The 14943-nt window shown below is 33.8% G+C and carries 9 protein-coding genes and 1 tRNA gene; 3 read left to right on the top strand and 7 right to left on the bottom strand.

Translation table 11 applies throughout. From position 1 onward, the window contains the following. Positions 1-499: 499 nt before the first annotated feature. Positions 500-2407 carry an acetate--CoA ligase gene (gene acs / locus ACHRVL_RS14540; protein WP_395413946.1) on the top strand — a complete coding sequence of 636 codons (1908 nt, stop codon included), beginning with the start codon at positions 500-502 and terminating at the stop codon, positions 2405-2407. 72 nt (positions 2408-2479) lie between these two features. Here the strand turns inward: acs and ACHRVL_RS14545 are convergent, their stop codons facing one another. Continuing rightward, a complete protein-coding gene (locus ACHRVL_RS14545) occupies positions 2480-4270 on the bottom strand; it encodes an ABC transporter ATP-binding protein (RefSeq protein WP_395413949.1) in 1791 nt (596 codons plus the stop codon). Positions 4271-4536: 266 nt separating this feature from the next. On the opposite strand from ACHRVL_RS14545, the gene ACHRVL_RS14550 reads away from it, so the two are divergent. Continuing rightward, positions 4537-4614: transfer RNA gene (locus ACHRVL_RS14550), tRNA-Val, on the top strand. Positions 4615-4881: 267 nt separating this feature from the next. Beyond that, complete coding sequence (locus ACHRVL_RS14555; RefSeq protein ID WP_149207236.1) at positions 4882-6192, top strand: site-specific integrase; 1311 nt, start codon at positions 4882-4884, stop codon at positions 6190-6192. Between the two features lie 323 nt (positions 6193-6515). On the opposite strand, the gene ACHRVL_RS14560 is transcribed toward ACHRVL_RS14555, so the two are convergent. The 6 genes from ACHRVL_RS14560 to ACHRVL_RS14585 all read right to left on the bottom strand — a co-directional run bounded on the left by ACHRVL_RS14560 (position 6516) and on the right by ACHRVL_RS14585 (position 14833). Continuing rightward, positions 6516-7604, bottom strand: a complete 1089-nt coding sequence (locus ACHRVL_RS14560; protein ID WP_149207237.1) for a PepSY domain-containing protein — start codon at positions 7602-7604, stop codon at positions 6516-6518. Positions 7605-7625: 21 nt separating this feature from the next. Beyond that, positions 7626-9758 (bottom strand): TonB-dependent siderophore receptor, encoded by a 2133-nt coding sequence (locus ACHRVL_RS14565; RefSeq protein ID WP_149207238.1) that lies wholly within the window; start codon positions 9756-9758, stop codon positions 7626-7628. A 49-nt stretch (positions 9759-9807) separates the two neighbouring features. Then, positions 9808-10608 carry a DJ-1/PfpI family protein gene (locus ACHRVL_RS14570; protein WP_149207239.1) on the bottom strand — a complete coding sequence of 267 codons (801 nt, stop codon included), beginning with the start codon at positions 10606-10608 and terminating at the stop codon, positions 9808-9810. A gap of 6 nt (positions 10609-10614) precedes the next feature. Then, positions 10615-12993, bottom strand: coding sequence for a TonB-dependent receptor domain-containing protein (locus tag ACHRVL_RS14575; RefSeq protein ID WP_149207240.1), 2379 nt, complete (start codon positions 12991-12993; stop codon positions 10615-10617). Between the two features lie 120 nt (positions 12994-13113). Next, positions 13114-13491, bottom strand: a complete 378-nt coding sequence (locus ACHRVL_RS14580) for a hypothetical protein (RefSeq protein ID WP_395413955.1) — start codon at positions 13489-13491, stop codon at positions 13114-13116. A 562-nt stretch (positions 13492-14053) separates the two neighbouring features. Beyond that, a complete protein-coding gene (locus tag ACHRVL_RS14585) occupies positions 14054-14833 on the bottom strand; it encodes a hypothetical protein (RefSeq protein ID WP_149207241.1) in 780 nt (259 codons plus the stop codon). Positions 14834-14943: the final 110 nt, after the last annotated feature.

Here is a 14943-nt window from a genome sequence, read left to right on the forward strand (position 1 = left end):
TTGGGAATTTCCATACATACGAATGTTGTGGAGTTTGCACTGTATCAATGTTTTAAATTAATATTTTGAATTAGTAAGCACTTATTAAAAAAAAATAGATATAGATGCATGATGCATTCACTTAACTTCAATGATTTAAGTAAGTTAAGTGAAGCAGATCCCTTAAAAAGGGTATGTTTTTTTAGGAAAATGTACTTGTTGAAATTTCTTTTTTAATTAATAAGGATGCTGCTATTTTCAAAATAGAAAAAAGCGTGGTAATGCAGAATTACAGAATTAATTGTTATTGAAATTTGTTAATGTAAAAAGGTATGATAGTTTAGTTTGTCATACCTTTTTTCAATTTACATTTTATTTCAAAAATGTATTTTTTTAGAATAACTTCAAAAAAAGCGAGTATTTTTTTTAATATGTGTTTTTTTTTGATAAAATTTATAAATTAAATAATTTTAAGAATAGACTGAGATTTAATACTTTTATAAAAAAATTCCACAAACATATGAGTTATTATAAAATTGAAAATTTAGAACAATATTTTAAACATTACAATAAGTCAATAAGGGAGCCAAGAAAATTTTGGGGGAAAATTGCAGAAGAAAATTTTACTTGGTACCAACAATGGGAAAAAGTAGTTGATTTTAATATGGCTGATGCTGAAGTAAAATGGTTTACAGAGGCGAAAGTTAATATTACTAAAAATTGTATTGATAGACACTTAAGTAAAAGAGGAGAAAAAACGGCAATTATTTTTGAACCGAATGATCCGTCTGAAAGTGCTTTACATATAACGTATAATGAATTATACGAAAGAGTTTCAAAAATGGCGAATGTGCTGCGTGAGCAAGGAGTTCGTAAAGGAGATAGAGTTTGCATCTACTTGCCAATGATTCCAGAATTGGCTGTTTCAGTTTTGGCTTGTGCAAGAATTGGTGCTATTCACTCTGTAGTTTTTGCAGGATTCTCTGCTTCAGCAGTTTCTGCAAGAATCAATGACTGTGAATGTAAAATGGTTATTACATCTGATGGAGGTTACAGAGGAAACAAAACTATTGATTTAAAAGGTATTGTTGATGAGGCGTTAGACAGCTGTCCATCAGTTTCTAAAGTTTTGGTTGTAAAAAGAACTAAAACTGAAGTTGCAATGAAAGAAGGTCGTGACGAATGGTTACAGCCTTTATTAGATGCTGCTTTAGACAATAGTGTAGCCGAAATTATGGATGCAGAAGATCCGTTGTTTATTTTATATACTTCGGGATCAACTGGGAAACCAAAAGGAATGGTTCATACCACAGCTGGATATATGGTTTACACAGCATATACATTCAAAAATGTTTTCAGCTATGAAGAAAATGATATTTTCTGGTGTACTGCAGATATAGGTTGGATTACTGGTCACTCTTATATATTATACGGACCGTTATTAAATGGAGGAACTACTGTAATTTTTGAAGGAGTTCCATCTTACCCAGATTTCAGCCGTTTTTGGGATATTATCGAGAAACATAAAATTACACAATTTTATACAGCGCCAACAGCAATACGTTCGTTAGCAAAAGAAAGTTTAGATTATATTCAAAAATATCCTCTAAAATCACTTAAAGTTATTGGATCTGTTGGAGAACCAATTAACGAAGAAGCTTGGCACTGGTTTAATGACCACGTTGGAGATAAAAGATGTCCGGTAGTTGATACTTGGTGGCAGACTGAAACTGGAGGAATTATGATTTCGCCAATTGCATTTGTAACGCCAACAAAACCAACATATGCAACTTTGCCATTGCCGGGGATTCAGCCAGTTTTAATGGATGAAAAACGTAATGAAATTGAAGGAAATCAAGTAGTTGGAAGTTTATGTATTAAGTTTCCTTGGCCGGGAATTGCTAGAACTATTTGGGGAGATCACCAACGTTATAAAGACACTTATTTTTCTGCTTTCCCTGGAAAATATTTTACAGGAGACGGAGCTTTAAGAGACGAAGTTGGATATTACAGAATTACTGGTAGAGTAGATGATGTTGTAATTGTTTCCGGGCATAATTTAGGAACAGCTCCAATTGAAGATGCGATTAATGAGCATCCTGCGGTAGCAGAATCTGCAATTGTTGGATTCCCTCATGACATTAAAGGAAATGCTTTGTATGGTTTCGTTATTCTTAAAGAAACAGGAGAGGTTAGAGATAGATCAAACTTGAGTAAAGAGATCAACCAATATATTTCTGATCACATTGGGCCAATTGCAAAATTAGATAAGATTCAATTTGTTTCTGGTTTGCCAAAAACACGATCAGGAAAAATTATGCGTAGAATTTTACGTAAAATAGCTGAGGGTGATTTCTCTAATTTTGGAGATACTTCAACTTTATTAAATCCTGAGATTGTAGAAATTATTACAAAAGAAAGAGTTTAATTAAATAAACAGATAATAAAAAAATAAGCCGTCTCAAATGAGACGGCTTATTTTTTTATTGAATTTTATAAATTAAGAATTGCTAAATTGAAGATTACTAAGATTTTTGTAAATTCCGTTTTCTAAATTTATCAATTCCTGATGTGTACCTTCTTCAGTAATTATACCATTGTCTAATACCAAAATTTTATCTGCATTTCTGATTGTCGAAAGTCGGTGTGCGATGATGATACTAGTTCTTCCTTCCATTAAAACCTCTAAAGCTTCTTGAACCAGCTTTTCGCTTTCGCTGTCTAATGATGAAGTTGCTTCGTCTAAAATTAAAATACTTGGGTTTTTAAGCAATGCTCGTGCAATTGCTATTCGCTGACGTTGTCCTCCAGATAACTTAACACCGCGTTCTCCAACTAAAGTCTCAAATTTTTCTGGGAAACCATCCACAAAATTAAAAGCATTTGCTTGTTTTGCAGCTGCTATAATTTCTTCCTCAGATGCATTTGGTTTACCATAAGCAATGTTTTCTTTTATGGTTCCTCCAAATAATATTACGTCCTGAGGTACGATACTCATATTGCCGCGAAGATTTTCTAGATCGTAGTCGTAAATGTTTTTTCCGTCAACCGTAATTTCTCCCGAAGTAATATCGTAAAAACGAAGGAGCAAAGAGGAAATTGTTGATTTTCCTGCACCGCTCGGACCGACAATTGCAATTTTTTGTCCAAAAGCAGCAGAGAAATTGACATCTTTAAGAACTTGAACTTCTTTGCGAGAAGGATAACTGAATGCTACATTTTTAAAAGTAACATTTCCTTTTATTTTTTCTAAAGTTGATGCATTTGGTTTTGCATTAATTTCTTCCGGTTTTTCTTCTAACAATTCAAAAACACGTTCGGTTGCTCCAACTGCCTTTTGAATCTGTGCATACATTTCGGCAATTCCTCCAAAAGAAGCGCCAATGAAAGTAGTATAAAGGACAAAAGAAATTAAATCTCCAACTCCTTCAACTTCTCCTTTTATGGTTAATGTAATACCATACCAAACTACAGCTACTACGCATCCAAAAAGGCATAGTATAATAAAGGAAGCGAAGTAACCTCTATATTGACCGCCTTTGATAGCAATTTTTACGATTTCTTTGATTTTATTTTTGTAACGCTGAATTTCATACCATTCGTTAGCAAAAGCTTTAACATTGCTGATTCCTTGTAATGTTTCCTCAACGATTACTTGGCTTTCGGCAACTTTATCTTGAGTTTTCTTTCCGTATTTGCGAATAAACCTTCCAAATACGACTGCAGCCACAGCAACTACCGGCACAATTGCCAGCATCATAAGAGTTAATTTCGGGCTAATACTCCCTAATATTATAAAGCCTCCAATGATTAATATAAGCTGACGTAAGAATTCTGCAATTGTTGTGGTGAAAGTGTCTTGCAATTGCGATATATCAGCACTTATTCGGCTGTTTAATTCTCCAACGCGTTTTTGTGAAAAGAATGACATTGGCAGCTTAACCAAATTTTCGTATAAGGCAAAACGAATATTAGATAATGAGTTTTCGGTAAAGTTTACGAAAAGTGAAATCCTGAAAAAGGAGAATATCGCTTGTAGTGTCAATATAACCATTAATGCTACAGCAATTTCATTGGCTCTATTTAAATCTTTCTTAGTTACGCAGTCTACAAGCATTCCCATTAATTTAGGAAAGGCGAGGGCAGTGGCGCTGGTTAGTAGTAGAAAAATTAAGCCTAGAAAAAATTTCCATTTATGGTTTTTACCGTATTTAAAAATTCTGAGTGCTTTTTGAAGAGAATTAGAGTCTAATTTAGCTTTAGGTAAATCGTTTTCTTGAAATCTTGCCATTTGTATATACAATTAAAGTAATGCAAATGTATGACTATAGCAAGCGAATACAAAGTGTTATTATAAATTAGACATTCAGATTTTGCTTTTTAACTAAATAGTAAGAAAACGGTGCTTTTTATGTTTTGTTTAAAAAGCTGAAAAATAGAGTGGTAAATATAAAAGCAAAAAAATATTTCATTTTTTTTGAAAATATGCTTGCAAATACGAAATCTAGCTGTATATTTGCACTCGCAATCACGAAATGATAGCAGCCTAGTAAAATAGGGCGATTAGCTCAGCTGGTTCAGAGCACCTCGTTTACACCGAGGGGGTCGGGGGTTCGAACCCCTCATCGCCCACCACCTATTTTAGGAATGATATTATAAAGTTCCACAATCTTACTAAAAACCTGCAAATTTCGGATTTGCAGGTTTTTTTATTTCTACCTGTTTCCTCCAAAATTTTCAAAAACGCTCAAAATTACATGGCATTTTTGTGGCACTTTTAAATTTTAAAAAAATGTGCCACAAAATAAAGTTCAAATAACTGATTATCAACATGTAAAATACGTTAACGACTTGATTTTAAGACGCTATAGTTCGACATTTACTAATTTAAATTGTTGAATTATGTTAGAAAGCAGTTTTGGATTAACCTTCTTTTTGAAGGCTCCACGTAAAAAGAACAATCTCAGGTATATTTACCTAAGAGTTATCGTTGATGGAATCCCTAAGGAAACTTCCACCAAACGCAAATGGGATATTAACAGGTGGGATCAAAAAGCCGAAAGAGCTGTAGGTACAAAAGAAGATGCCAAGACCACTAATTTTTTTCTTACTACAATTGAGACTAAAGTTAATCAATATAGAAATGATTTACTTTATGCGGAAAGTTCTATTACATCTCAAAAAATAATAGATTTTATTATGGGACGAATAGCCCCAAAAGTAAAAATCCTTGAGGAATTCCTAAAGCATAATAACGAATTACTAGCTCTTGTAGGCAAGGGAGAATATGCTATTGGTACTCATGAACGTTTTGAAATATCTAAAAAACACCTAAAAGAATTTCTATCATTTAAATTCAACTTGGAAGATATGGAATTCAGGGACTTAAACTACGAATTTATAAAAGATTATGAATTTTATCTCAAAACCATTAAGAACTGTAATAACAACACTGCATTAAAGTACATTACAAATTTCAGGAAAATTGTGAGACGAGCACTTGATAAGGAAATTATTAAGGAAGATCCATTTAAGAAATTTAAAGGAAAAAAAACAAAAACGAAGAAAAAACCACTCACGGCAGTGGAATTACATAAGATTGAAAATCATGTTTTTTCTACTCCAAGGTTGGCTGTCATACGCGATGTATTTATTTTCCAATGTTATACTGGTCTTGCATACATTGATGCATTCCAACTTAAAAAAGAAGATATTAAGATAGGTATTGATGGTGAATATTGGATTATGTCTGACCGCCAAAAAACAGAATCAGAAACAAATATTCCATTACTGCCCAAGGCTCTTGAAATTATAGAAAAATACAAAGATCATCCGCTTTGTCTTAACAGAGGAACCGTTCTTCCTGTAAAATCAAATCAAAAAATGAATGCTTACCTAAAAGAAATTGCTGATCTGTGTGGGATTACTTGTGTATTAAATACCCATAAGGCAAGACGAACTTTTGGAAGTACTGTTACGCTTGCTAATGATGTACCAATTCATATTGTCAAAGAAATGCTCGGGCATCGATCAGTACAACAGACTGAAGAATATGCAATAACCGAGCAGCAGACGGTTGGTCGGCAGATGATTGAATTGAGAAATAAATTGAATAAAAAAGCATCCTTAGAACCTGAGAATAGCTTATTAATCTTGGAAAGACTTGAAAAAGAAATCGCATCAATGAAAGAAAAAATCTTGATTGGTCTATAGAGATAATGGAATGTGACGAGTTAAATAAAGTAATTAGAGTATTAACTAAAAAAAAACACGTATTAATACGTACATAAACGTGTAAAAAAAATCTTAGGCTTACACTTAACTGATTTAAGTATTTCCCATTTTTGTTAAGGAGATATAAAAAGAGCCATAAAGTCTATCTAGAGACTTTATGGCTCTATAAGTAATTCTGAGTAAATACGAGGGGTACAATATATTTTTTAAGTTTAGACCACTTAACTTTTAATATATTAAACCATTACAATATAATATAAACCTATTATTTTCATAATCAAGTTCAAACCGTTTTTAAGCAGTTATTGCTTTCTCCTTTTTCTTCTCCAAAGAAAAAATCCTGTAATGGAAAGAATTGCAGGACTGAATCCGACAAATACATAAAGAATTTTAATAAATAAATTATCATAATCACCCCGGTGAAGCTGTTTCATCATCCAATAAAACCGGTCTGAAAATGGTTTTTCTTCAATCCGTATCGTTTTGATCCAATTTCCATTATCACTGTCGTAATAAACGTCGCTGCCTTTACCGAAATACAGCGGGTTTTGGGTATCGGAAAACTCGCCGCTTACAACAATGTCCGTTTTCTTATCAGCGGGGATTTTTACGGCAATTGGCCTGAAATTGGGAATCTCCCGGGCCTGTTTTATCACTTGGTCTATATCTGCCTTTGCCTGATAATTCTGTTCTTTCTTTGGAATTAATTCCCACTCGGCTGGTAAAAAAAGGCTTTTGTTCATCCAGAAACCCGTAAAAAAAAGAATGAAATTAAGCATCAAAGTCCAGACACCGATAATCCTGTGCAGTGATGAATTAAGGGTTCTGGCAGATTTACGATTTAACTTCTCTCTAAATATTAGAGTAGAAAATATCTTTTTACGATAAATGATCATACCCGTAATTAAGTTTAGCAGTAAAGCAATGGCCGCAATGGCTGTTATAAGCCTGCCTGGTTTATCAATTAAAAGTGAGTAGTGCGCAAGATACAGCCAGCGAAAAAATGGGGATTCAAAAGAGCTAAAATCGCCCTCTCTTACAATTTTTCCCGTATAGGGGTCTACCATGCAGCAGTAGAGATAATTATCAGTTACATTATCCTGATAATTAAAAATCATAAATTCGTAAGTATCGCACGTATTTCTTGGAAAAGTGTGCAGCATAATCTGTCGTGCCTGAGGATACCGCTCAGAGACTTTATGATACATCTGGTTTAATGAAATGGTTTTGCCGCCCTTCACGCAGTAATGCATGGGTGGGTTATTGAAATACTCAATGTCTTTTTTAAAAACCAGCAAAGCGCCCGAAATTCCAAAAAACAAATACAGCACCCCGAAAAATAATCCGAGGTAGCTGTGCAGCTGAAATGATATTTTTGTGATTTTTTTCACTTTAAGTTCTAAATAACAGCTTTATAATTTTAATTTTAAAGATAAGATAACCTCACGCAGGACTCCCGGGGTAATCATACCGCGGCCGCCATACCAATAATGCTCGTTGAGCAGATTATTAGCAGAAAGAGAAAAAACATATCCTGTTTTCTCAAAACTTATAACTGAGTTGATTAAGGTATAAGCATTAGTGGAAAAAGAACCATTAGTGTTGTTAATCATCAAATCTTTACCATAATGACTCCCGCCCAAGCCTAAAGAAAAACCGCTCAAAGCTTTTGATTGCGGAGCGTAATTGATATACCAGGTTCCGGAAAGTTTAGGACCAGCATCTACAGGTCTTAAACCTTGAGTAAGTGCATCAGAGACTATAAGTTTACTGTCGTTATAAGCAAAACCTGCATGCAAAAACAATCCTGCCATCGGATTTGATTCTAAATCTGCTTCAAATCCTTTACTGCGCTGCTCGCCATTCTGCAGATAGGAAGCCGTATCATTTGGGTCCTGCCTTACCACATTGGTTACATCTATATTATAATAACTCAAAACGGCATCCAATAGGTTCTTTTGCAGAGAGATTTTAACTCCCGATTCCCATTGATTTCCATAAACGGGCTCAAAATTGGTCATCTGCCCGTTTACTGATTGAGGTGCCTGCGGCTGAAAACCATTCATATAATTGGCAAACAATGCAATTCTTTCAGGAATAATCTGATAATTAATTCCTAATTTCGGAGAAATAGCCGTTTGTGTATAAGCCCCAGTAGTTGTTGCTGTTAGCAAATCGTCTGTCCCTTTGTTATTGATATAATTGATTCGGGCACTAAGCATTACACTTAAATTCTCCAATGGGTTGATAACATCTGAAGCATATACTGAATAATGATCCTGAATCGCATTATAATTCTCTCCATAAGGTTTTGAAGCCAGTTGATCAGAAATATATTCATTATTGAAATAAGCATTTTGAGGATCTGCAGCAGTAGCCGAAACTTTAGTGAAATTCATAGATTTACTGGCAATCCCGTAGAGATAATGATAATACTCAACACCAGTAATTAGTCGGTTTTTAATACTGCCAATTTTGAAATTCCCTACAAAGTCTTGCTGAATTTGCTGACTGGTAATATTTTCCGGATACATTCTATACACTCTTCGTGTCACATTCTGGCTGTCATCATCGAGTCTCAACCTTATATAATCTCCCGGAGTTTTATTGTTGATGGAAATTAAATTGGTTTCAGATTTCCAATTTTCTGAAAGCCTGTAAATGATTTTTCCGTAAATATTTACCGCCTTATTATTCAAAGTTACCGTATTGTCCTGGAAGGAACGCAGATAATCCAAATTGAGTTCATCAGCCGATTTAGCAGTCCCCAAAGCCACTTGGTACAGTGGATTATTCGTAGCGGTTTTGTTTAAAATTTCGGCATCAAGCTGGATATTTAAATCATCGCTAATCTTGTAAGAAATACTGGGAGCTAAAAAAAACGTTTTTGAAAAACCCTGATCCTGAAAAGAACCGTTGTAGGTGTAAGCACCAGTTAATCTGGCAAGAACCTTTGCGTCTTTATCAAGTGGTCTGTTAATATCAAGGGTGGCTCGCTGCAGATTGTAAGATCCGCCCGTTGCACTAATGTCGGCAAAAGTGGTATGCTGGGGTTTTACGGTTACACGATTAATCAGTCCGCCAAAAGTAATCATAGTAGCACCGCCTCCTCCAAAAATTACGGCGCTTGGTCCTTTGATAACCTCAAGCTGTGCTGTGCTGACCGGATCCATATCAGAGGCGACATAACCGTTTACGCCATTTCTAAAACTCGAACGCGTACGAAATCCCCTAATGGAATAATAAGGTGAAATACCGGCCCAGCTCGGGGCAACACCAGCGGCATTGTGCAGCATTTCGCCCTGGGTGTAAAAATTTCTGTTTTTAATCAGCTGCGGGGAAACCGAAGCAGTAACCTGGGGGTTTTCTAAGTTTTTAATTGGGAGTTTTGAGGCCAGTTCGCTCGATACGTCCTTAGATTTTCTGACACCTTCAATAATCACTTCGTCCATTAGGGTATATTTGCCCGGGATGCTGTCCTTTTTTTGTGCACAGATTTGTAGCGAAGCCACCAAAGCCAACACAAAAAATATCTTTTTTTTCATTATTAGTAATGATTTTAATGTAATGTCAATAGGTCAAATAGACCAATAATTATTTTTTATCAGTTTGTTTTACAAAAGGAAGTAATACGGAATCATACATTCCTCGCATACTTTCAACAATTGCAGGATCTGTATTTTCTACAGTGCCTCCTTCAATAGGTGGTTTTGGAGCGTACTCCAGATCTAGCATTACCGCTTTGGTATAATTATCTCCGTTAATGTCTCGAACAATTGCCAAGCTCATATCGATCCCTGCAGAAACACCGGCACTCGTCCAGTATTTACCGCTGTTTGTATAACGCTGATCCACTACTTTTACATCGTATTTTTCAGCTAAAAGTTTCTTTCCGTACCAATGACTAGATACATTTTTACCATCTAAAAGACCCGTTGCAGCCAAAACCCAAGCACCTGTACAAACGCTCGTTGTATATTTTGAATTTTTATCAATCATTTTTATCCAATCAAGTAAAACTTTATCTTTTGTTAATGCATAAGTTTCATTTAGACCTCCGGGAATAAGCAAAATATCCAACTGCTTTACATCATCAATTGATTTATCGCACTGCACTTTCATTCCATTCATAGTGGTAACAATTCCTTTATGCCTTCCAACAAAAAAGACTTCTACACCCATCATGTCACTAAATACGTGAAATGGTCCCATTGCATCTAGCACTGCATAATTATCATATAATAAAATCCCTACTGTTTTGATTTGCACTTTTGGCTTGGGAAACATTTCAGCCATTTGCTCTTCATGGGTTTTATGCTCTTCTTTTTTTGAAGTTTCTTTATTGTCACAACTTATCAATAATGTTGCACAAACTAATAGGATTAATTTTTTCATTTTTTTTTAAAATTTAGCTGTTAATGTTACTCCCAAACTGGCAGGTTCGGCCATTCTTACATTTCGGCCACCAAAGCTCGTATCCCCACTACCATAATTCATGTAGACTGCATTGTTTACGTTTTTTGCCCAAAGAAAAACACCATATTCTTTATAGGTAATTCCAAATCTGGTGTTGATGAGCATATAAGTTTGTTGGTACAATGCGTTTTGGATATCAGTATAATAACCACCAATATTGCGTAATTCTGTTCTAAAAATTAACCCAACAGCTTCTGAAGTTTGAATAGAATATTGTCCGGCAACAAATAAAGTTGTTTTTGGTGCATTGGATAATTTATTTCCTTTTACCGATGTACTGGTTTCTTCCCCAGTTACAAAATTGACTCTTTTTAAATCAAAATCCTTGTACTCAGCATCATTGATCGCATAAGAAATATCAAATTGCAACCCTTTTAGAGGAAGAACACTTCCCTCAATTTCGATCCCTTTAGAATACGCATCTCCTACATTTTCCAACGCATAAACACCAGGACCTACCAAGTTGGTCAATTGTAGATCCTTCCAATTAATTGAAAAAGCGGTTGCCGAAAGTGAGGCTTTGTTTTTCCAAAAGGAAGTACGATACCCTACTTCAAAGTTATCAGAATATTCAGGACTATATTCCTGATTAATTTCGTTAGGCACTACACTTGCATTGATACCACCAGCCCTAAAGCCTTTAGTAAAATTTCCATAGATGCTATTATTTTCATTAAATTGATAGGACAGAGCCACTTTTGGAGAAAACGAATTGTAAGATGCCGATTTTTCAACATCAGGATTTACGATGGTAAATACGCCATCAACAAAAGTGGCATCACCAAAACCGTTAAAAATGCTTTTTCTTTCTTCAAAATCATAACGGGCTCCAGCAGTAGCTTTTAACTTTTCGGTAATTTTATAGCTGACTTCTCCAAAAACAGCATAGCCTTTATTGTCACTCTTGTTTCTGGAAACAGTAAAGTCCGTTGGTGTATTTTCGTAGGCTAAATTAGCAGTAGGTTCAAATCCAATTTGTTTAAAACCATATACTCCTGCGGTATATTGAATTTTTTTGGTTTTATCAGTAGAATTAATTCGAACCTCTTGTGTGATCACTTCCTGTGGAGGTAATTTTTCTCCAATTTCACGGTGGTAGAAAGTATGATAATATCCCGGAAAATCAAGGTCTTTTAAAGAAAAGCTAATTTCTTGGTATGCTGTGATTGAAGTAATATTAAATTGATTCGCTTCGTATTTTGCAACTAATGAATAATTATTAAAATTTCTCTGGTGTTTTCCAATTCTGGTAAGGTTAATTGTTTTAGGGTTTTCAAAACCGGCAACATCACTCATCTGTGAAACCATATACCCTGAATTATCAGACCAGTCTTTTTGAACTTTTGCGTTGGCTGTCAAACTAAATTTAGAAGAAACTAGCCATTTTAAAAATAAATTGCCATACGTATTTTCTTCACCACCCACTTTTTTTCCGTTTAATGAAGTGTCTGTGCTGGCAGTTCCCTCAATACTATTTATTAAATACCCTTCTCTTTTCTGAAATAATCCGTTGATTCCAAAATATAATTTGTCTTTAATAAGCGGCGTTTTAATTCCTACCGAATACTTCTGCAGGCCAAAACTTCCAGCTTCTACTTCTGCAAATCCTGAAAGTTTATTGGTTGGTTTTTTTGTAAAAATATTCACAACGCCTCCCATTGCATTTCTACCAAATAATGTACTTTGAGGCCCACGAAGCACTTCAATCCTTTCAAGATCAGAAAAGACAAGACCGTTGGCAATAATATCTAAATTACTAACATCATCTACATAGGTTGAAATCGCTGGATTTTGACTAAAAACCTGAATTCCTCTAATAGATTGTATCCCTGTAAAACCTACACCTAAATCCTGATAAAGGTAATTTGGTACAATAGCAGTTAGTCCGGACAAATCTACAATTCGAGAATTTTCGATAGTTTTGGCAGATAATGAAGTTACAGCACCCTGGATATTTTTAAGTCCCTCTTCCTGCTTGTTTGCTGTTACAACTACTTCATCTAAAATAGTTTCATTGTTTTCTAAAACAATGTTGAGGATTTGCATTTGTTTGGCATCAACAACAATTATTTTCGAAGCATAATTTTGCGCCGTTACCGCCAATGTAAAATTCTCTTTAGTGGTAGATAATGTAAAATTACCTTCTTTATCTGAAAATGTTCTGCTTTCAGAATTCAGAATTCGTATTTCGGCATTATTTATCGACGAATCACTTTCATTGGATATCCTTCCTGTAATGCTTTGTGCAGACATAATATTTGCACATAAAAACAGTAGAGTTACCATTAGTTTATTAAAATTCATTGTATGTTTTTTGTTTTGTAATTTTTATATAATTGTAATTTTATTAAAGTGCAAGCACTCTTTCATTGTTATACAACAATGAAAAATTATTCCAATACGAATTGAAATGAAAATTATAATTTATATAAAAAGAGAAGGGGGACGAAAAGTATCTGTTGAAACAGAAATAGGCTTATTATCGAATCTAGCCGGAAAGTCTGCTTTGATTCCAATAGGTGCTATTAATTTGAAAGTATTATTTGAAGTATATAAAATGTAAACCAACTCTGTTTTCTCCTTCAGGTTGTCCTGCATTTTCTTTTCGTTATCGTCGTATTTCTTTAGACTTTTTTGAAGTTCACATCGACCGTTACAGCTATTGAAAACCATTTTTCGCTGTACGCAGATGGTTTTTACAATCTCTTGCTGCTCTAGTTTAAAAGATACATAAACAAACACACTACCAAATGATGGTACTAAAATAATGCAGCTAAGCAATATGATTAGATACTTTTTCAACGTTGCTATTTTGTTTATGAGCGCGAAAGTACCATTTTTTCTTTTTATTTTGAAGAAAGGTCTTATTTACTTAACTTAAAAAACACCATTTTGATTATTTAGAATTACTTAAGACTAAAACTTTGTGTTGTGTAAATTCCATTATTCTCTGTTAAAAACTTAGTTTAAAATGATAGTTATAGATGGACATGACTTGTGGCTTAAAATAAATTTTACAATCTTATCCAATTTCTTGCACCACTGGTGCGAGTTTTGCGACATATGTTTGTCTAAAAACCTCTGTTTTTATTTTTTATATTCTAAATACAAGACATTATTTTTATTCAATGAAATTAATTGCCTGAAAAAGAACTTTCTTAGAAGGCTTAATTTGAATTGTAGTATTGTGAAATTTTACAATTTTACTAAAAAAAGTTTTTTTCACAGCCTCACGTTCTCGCGCCACAAACAGTTTGGGACTAAATTAATCTCTATTTTCGGATTTGCGAAATGTTCCAAATATAAAACCAATTTCAAATTAAGTCTAAAACACAAATTGCAGTAGGCCATGCTAGATAGTTAATTATGTTCCTTTGAAATAATTTTTATTTAAAGTTCCAGGTGTAATTGTAGAATCTTCATGAATTAGTTCAGATAATCCTTTATTTATTATATCCCAATGACCACGCATTTCTTTAATTTTATCTGCATTAGTTTCGTAGCGTACATCATATGTTCCACTTACTATTTTAGAAATAGTTAAAATATTGAATGATAAATTGTGATGATAAATAGAATGGAAACTCATAATAGCTAACAAGGCATCAATATTTTTAACTGGAAAAAATAAAGAATGCAAAACAGATATTTTTTTATTTTCGCTATCATTATCGACTCTTAATGAGTTTAATAATTCACTCGAAATTCGTTTGCTCTGATTAGTTAATTTAAAGATACCTAATTCCATTGCTCTTAACAAAAAAATGTCTAAATAATAATACTTTGTCTGAATTTTTCCATTTTCTACTTCTCCGTCAATTAATATTATTCCACGAAAGTCATTAGGACAACCAATCAGTTGTATAAACTCAAAAGAGTCAAAAAAATAATAACTTGGTTTGAGCATTATTTTATGTATGTCAAAGTAAGATGTTGTAGCATCAAATCGTGATTTAACCTGGCACTTTAAAGTGTTATCATCATTATTGTCTATTATTATATCAAATCCGTCAACATCAACATCTGATCTAAATAGTTTTAAATGAACTTGTCTTTTAGCAGAGGCTTCTTTCAATTCAAAAAATAACTTTTGGTTTAAAATATCTTCTCTAACTTGAGTATTGTTTTTTAAGTAATCTTTCATAGTTTATGTTTAGACGTTTTGTTTCTTTGGTTTACTTCTAACGTTAAGTATAAGAATAGTAGCCGATTGTGGGCTTAATTCCTGTCAAGTTACGAAAAGATTGAAGCGGG

The organism is Flavobacterium sp. FlaQc-28 (assembly GCF_044007415.1).
In the GTDB taxonomy this organism is placed as follows: domain Bacteria; phylum Bacteroidota; class Bacteroidia; order Flavobacteriales; family Flavobacteriaceae; genus Flavobacterium.

Excerpts from the sequence above, each read along its gene's own strand:
- ACHRVL_RS14565 (WP_149207238.1), bottom strand. The coding sequence starts at position 9,758 with ATGAAAAAAAAGATATTTTTTGTGTTGGCTTTGGTGGCTTCGCTACAA.
- ACHRVL_RS14545 (WP_395413949.1), bottom strand. The coding sequence starts at position 4,270 with ATGGCAAGATTTCAAGAAAACGATTTACCTAAAGCTAAATTAGACTCT.
- acs (WP_395413946.1), top strand. The coding sequence starts at position 500 with ATGAGTTATTATAAAATTGAAAATTTAGAACAATATTTTAAACATTAC.
- ACHRVL_RS14555 (WP_149207236.1), top strand. The coding sequence starts at position 4,882 with ATGTTAGAAAGCAGTTTTGGATTAACCTTCTTTTTGAAGGCTCCACGT.
- ACHRVL_RS14575 (WP_149207240.1), bottom strand. The coding sequence starts at position 12,993 with ATGAATTTTAATAAACTAATGGTAACTCTACTGTTTTTATGTGCAAAT.
- ACHRVL_RS14570 (WP_149207239.1), bottom strand. The coding sequence starts at position 10,608 with ATGAAAAAATTAATCCTATTAGTTTGTGCAACATTATTGATAAGTTGT.
- ACHRVL_RS14585 (WP_149207241.1), bottom strand. The coding sequence starts at position 14,833 with ATGAAAGATTACTTAAAAAACAATACTCAAGTTAGAGAAGATATTTTA.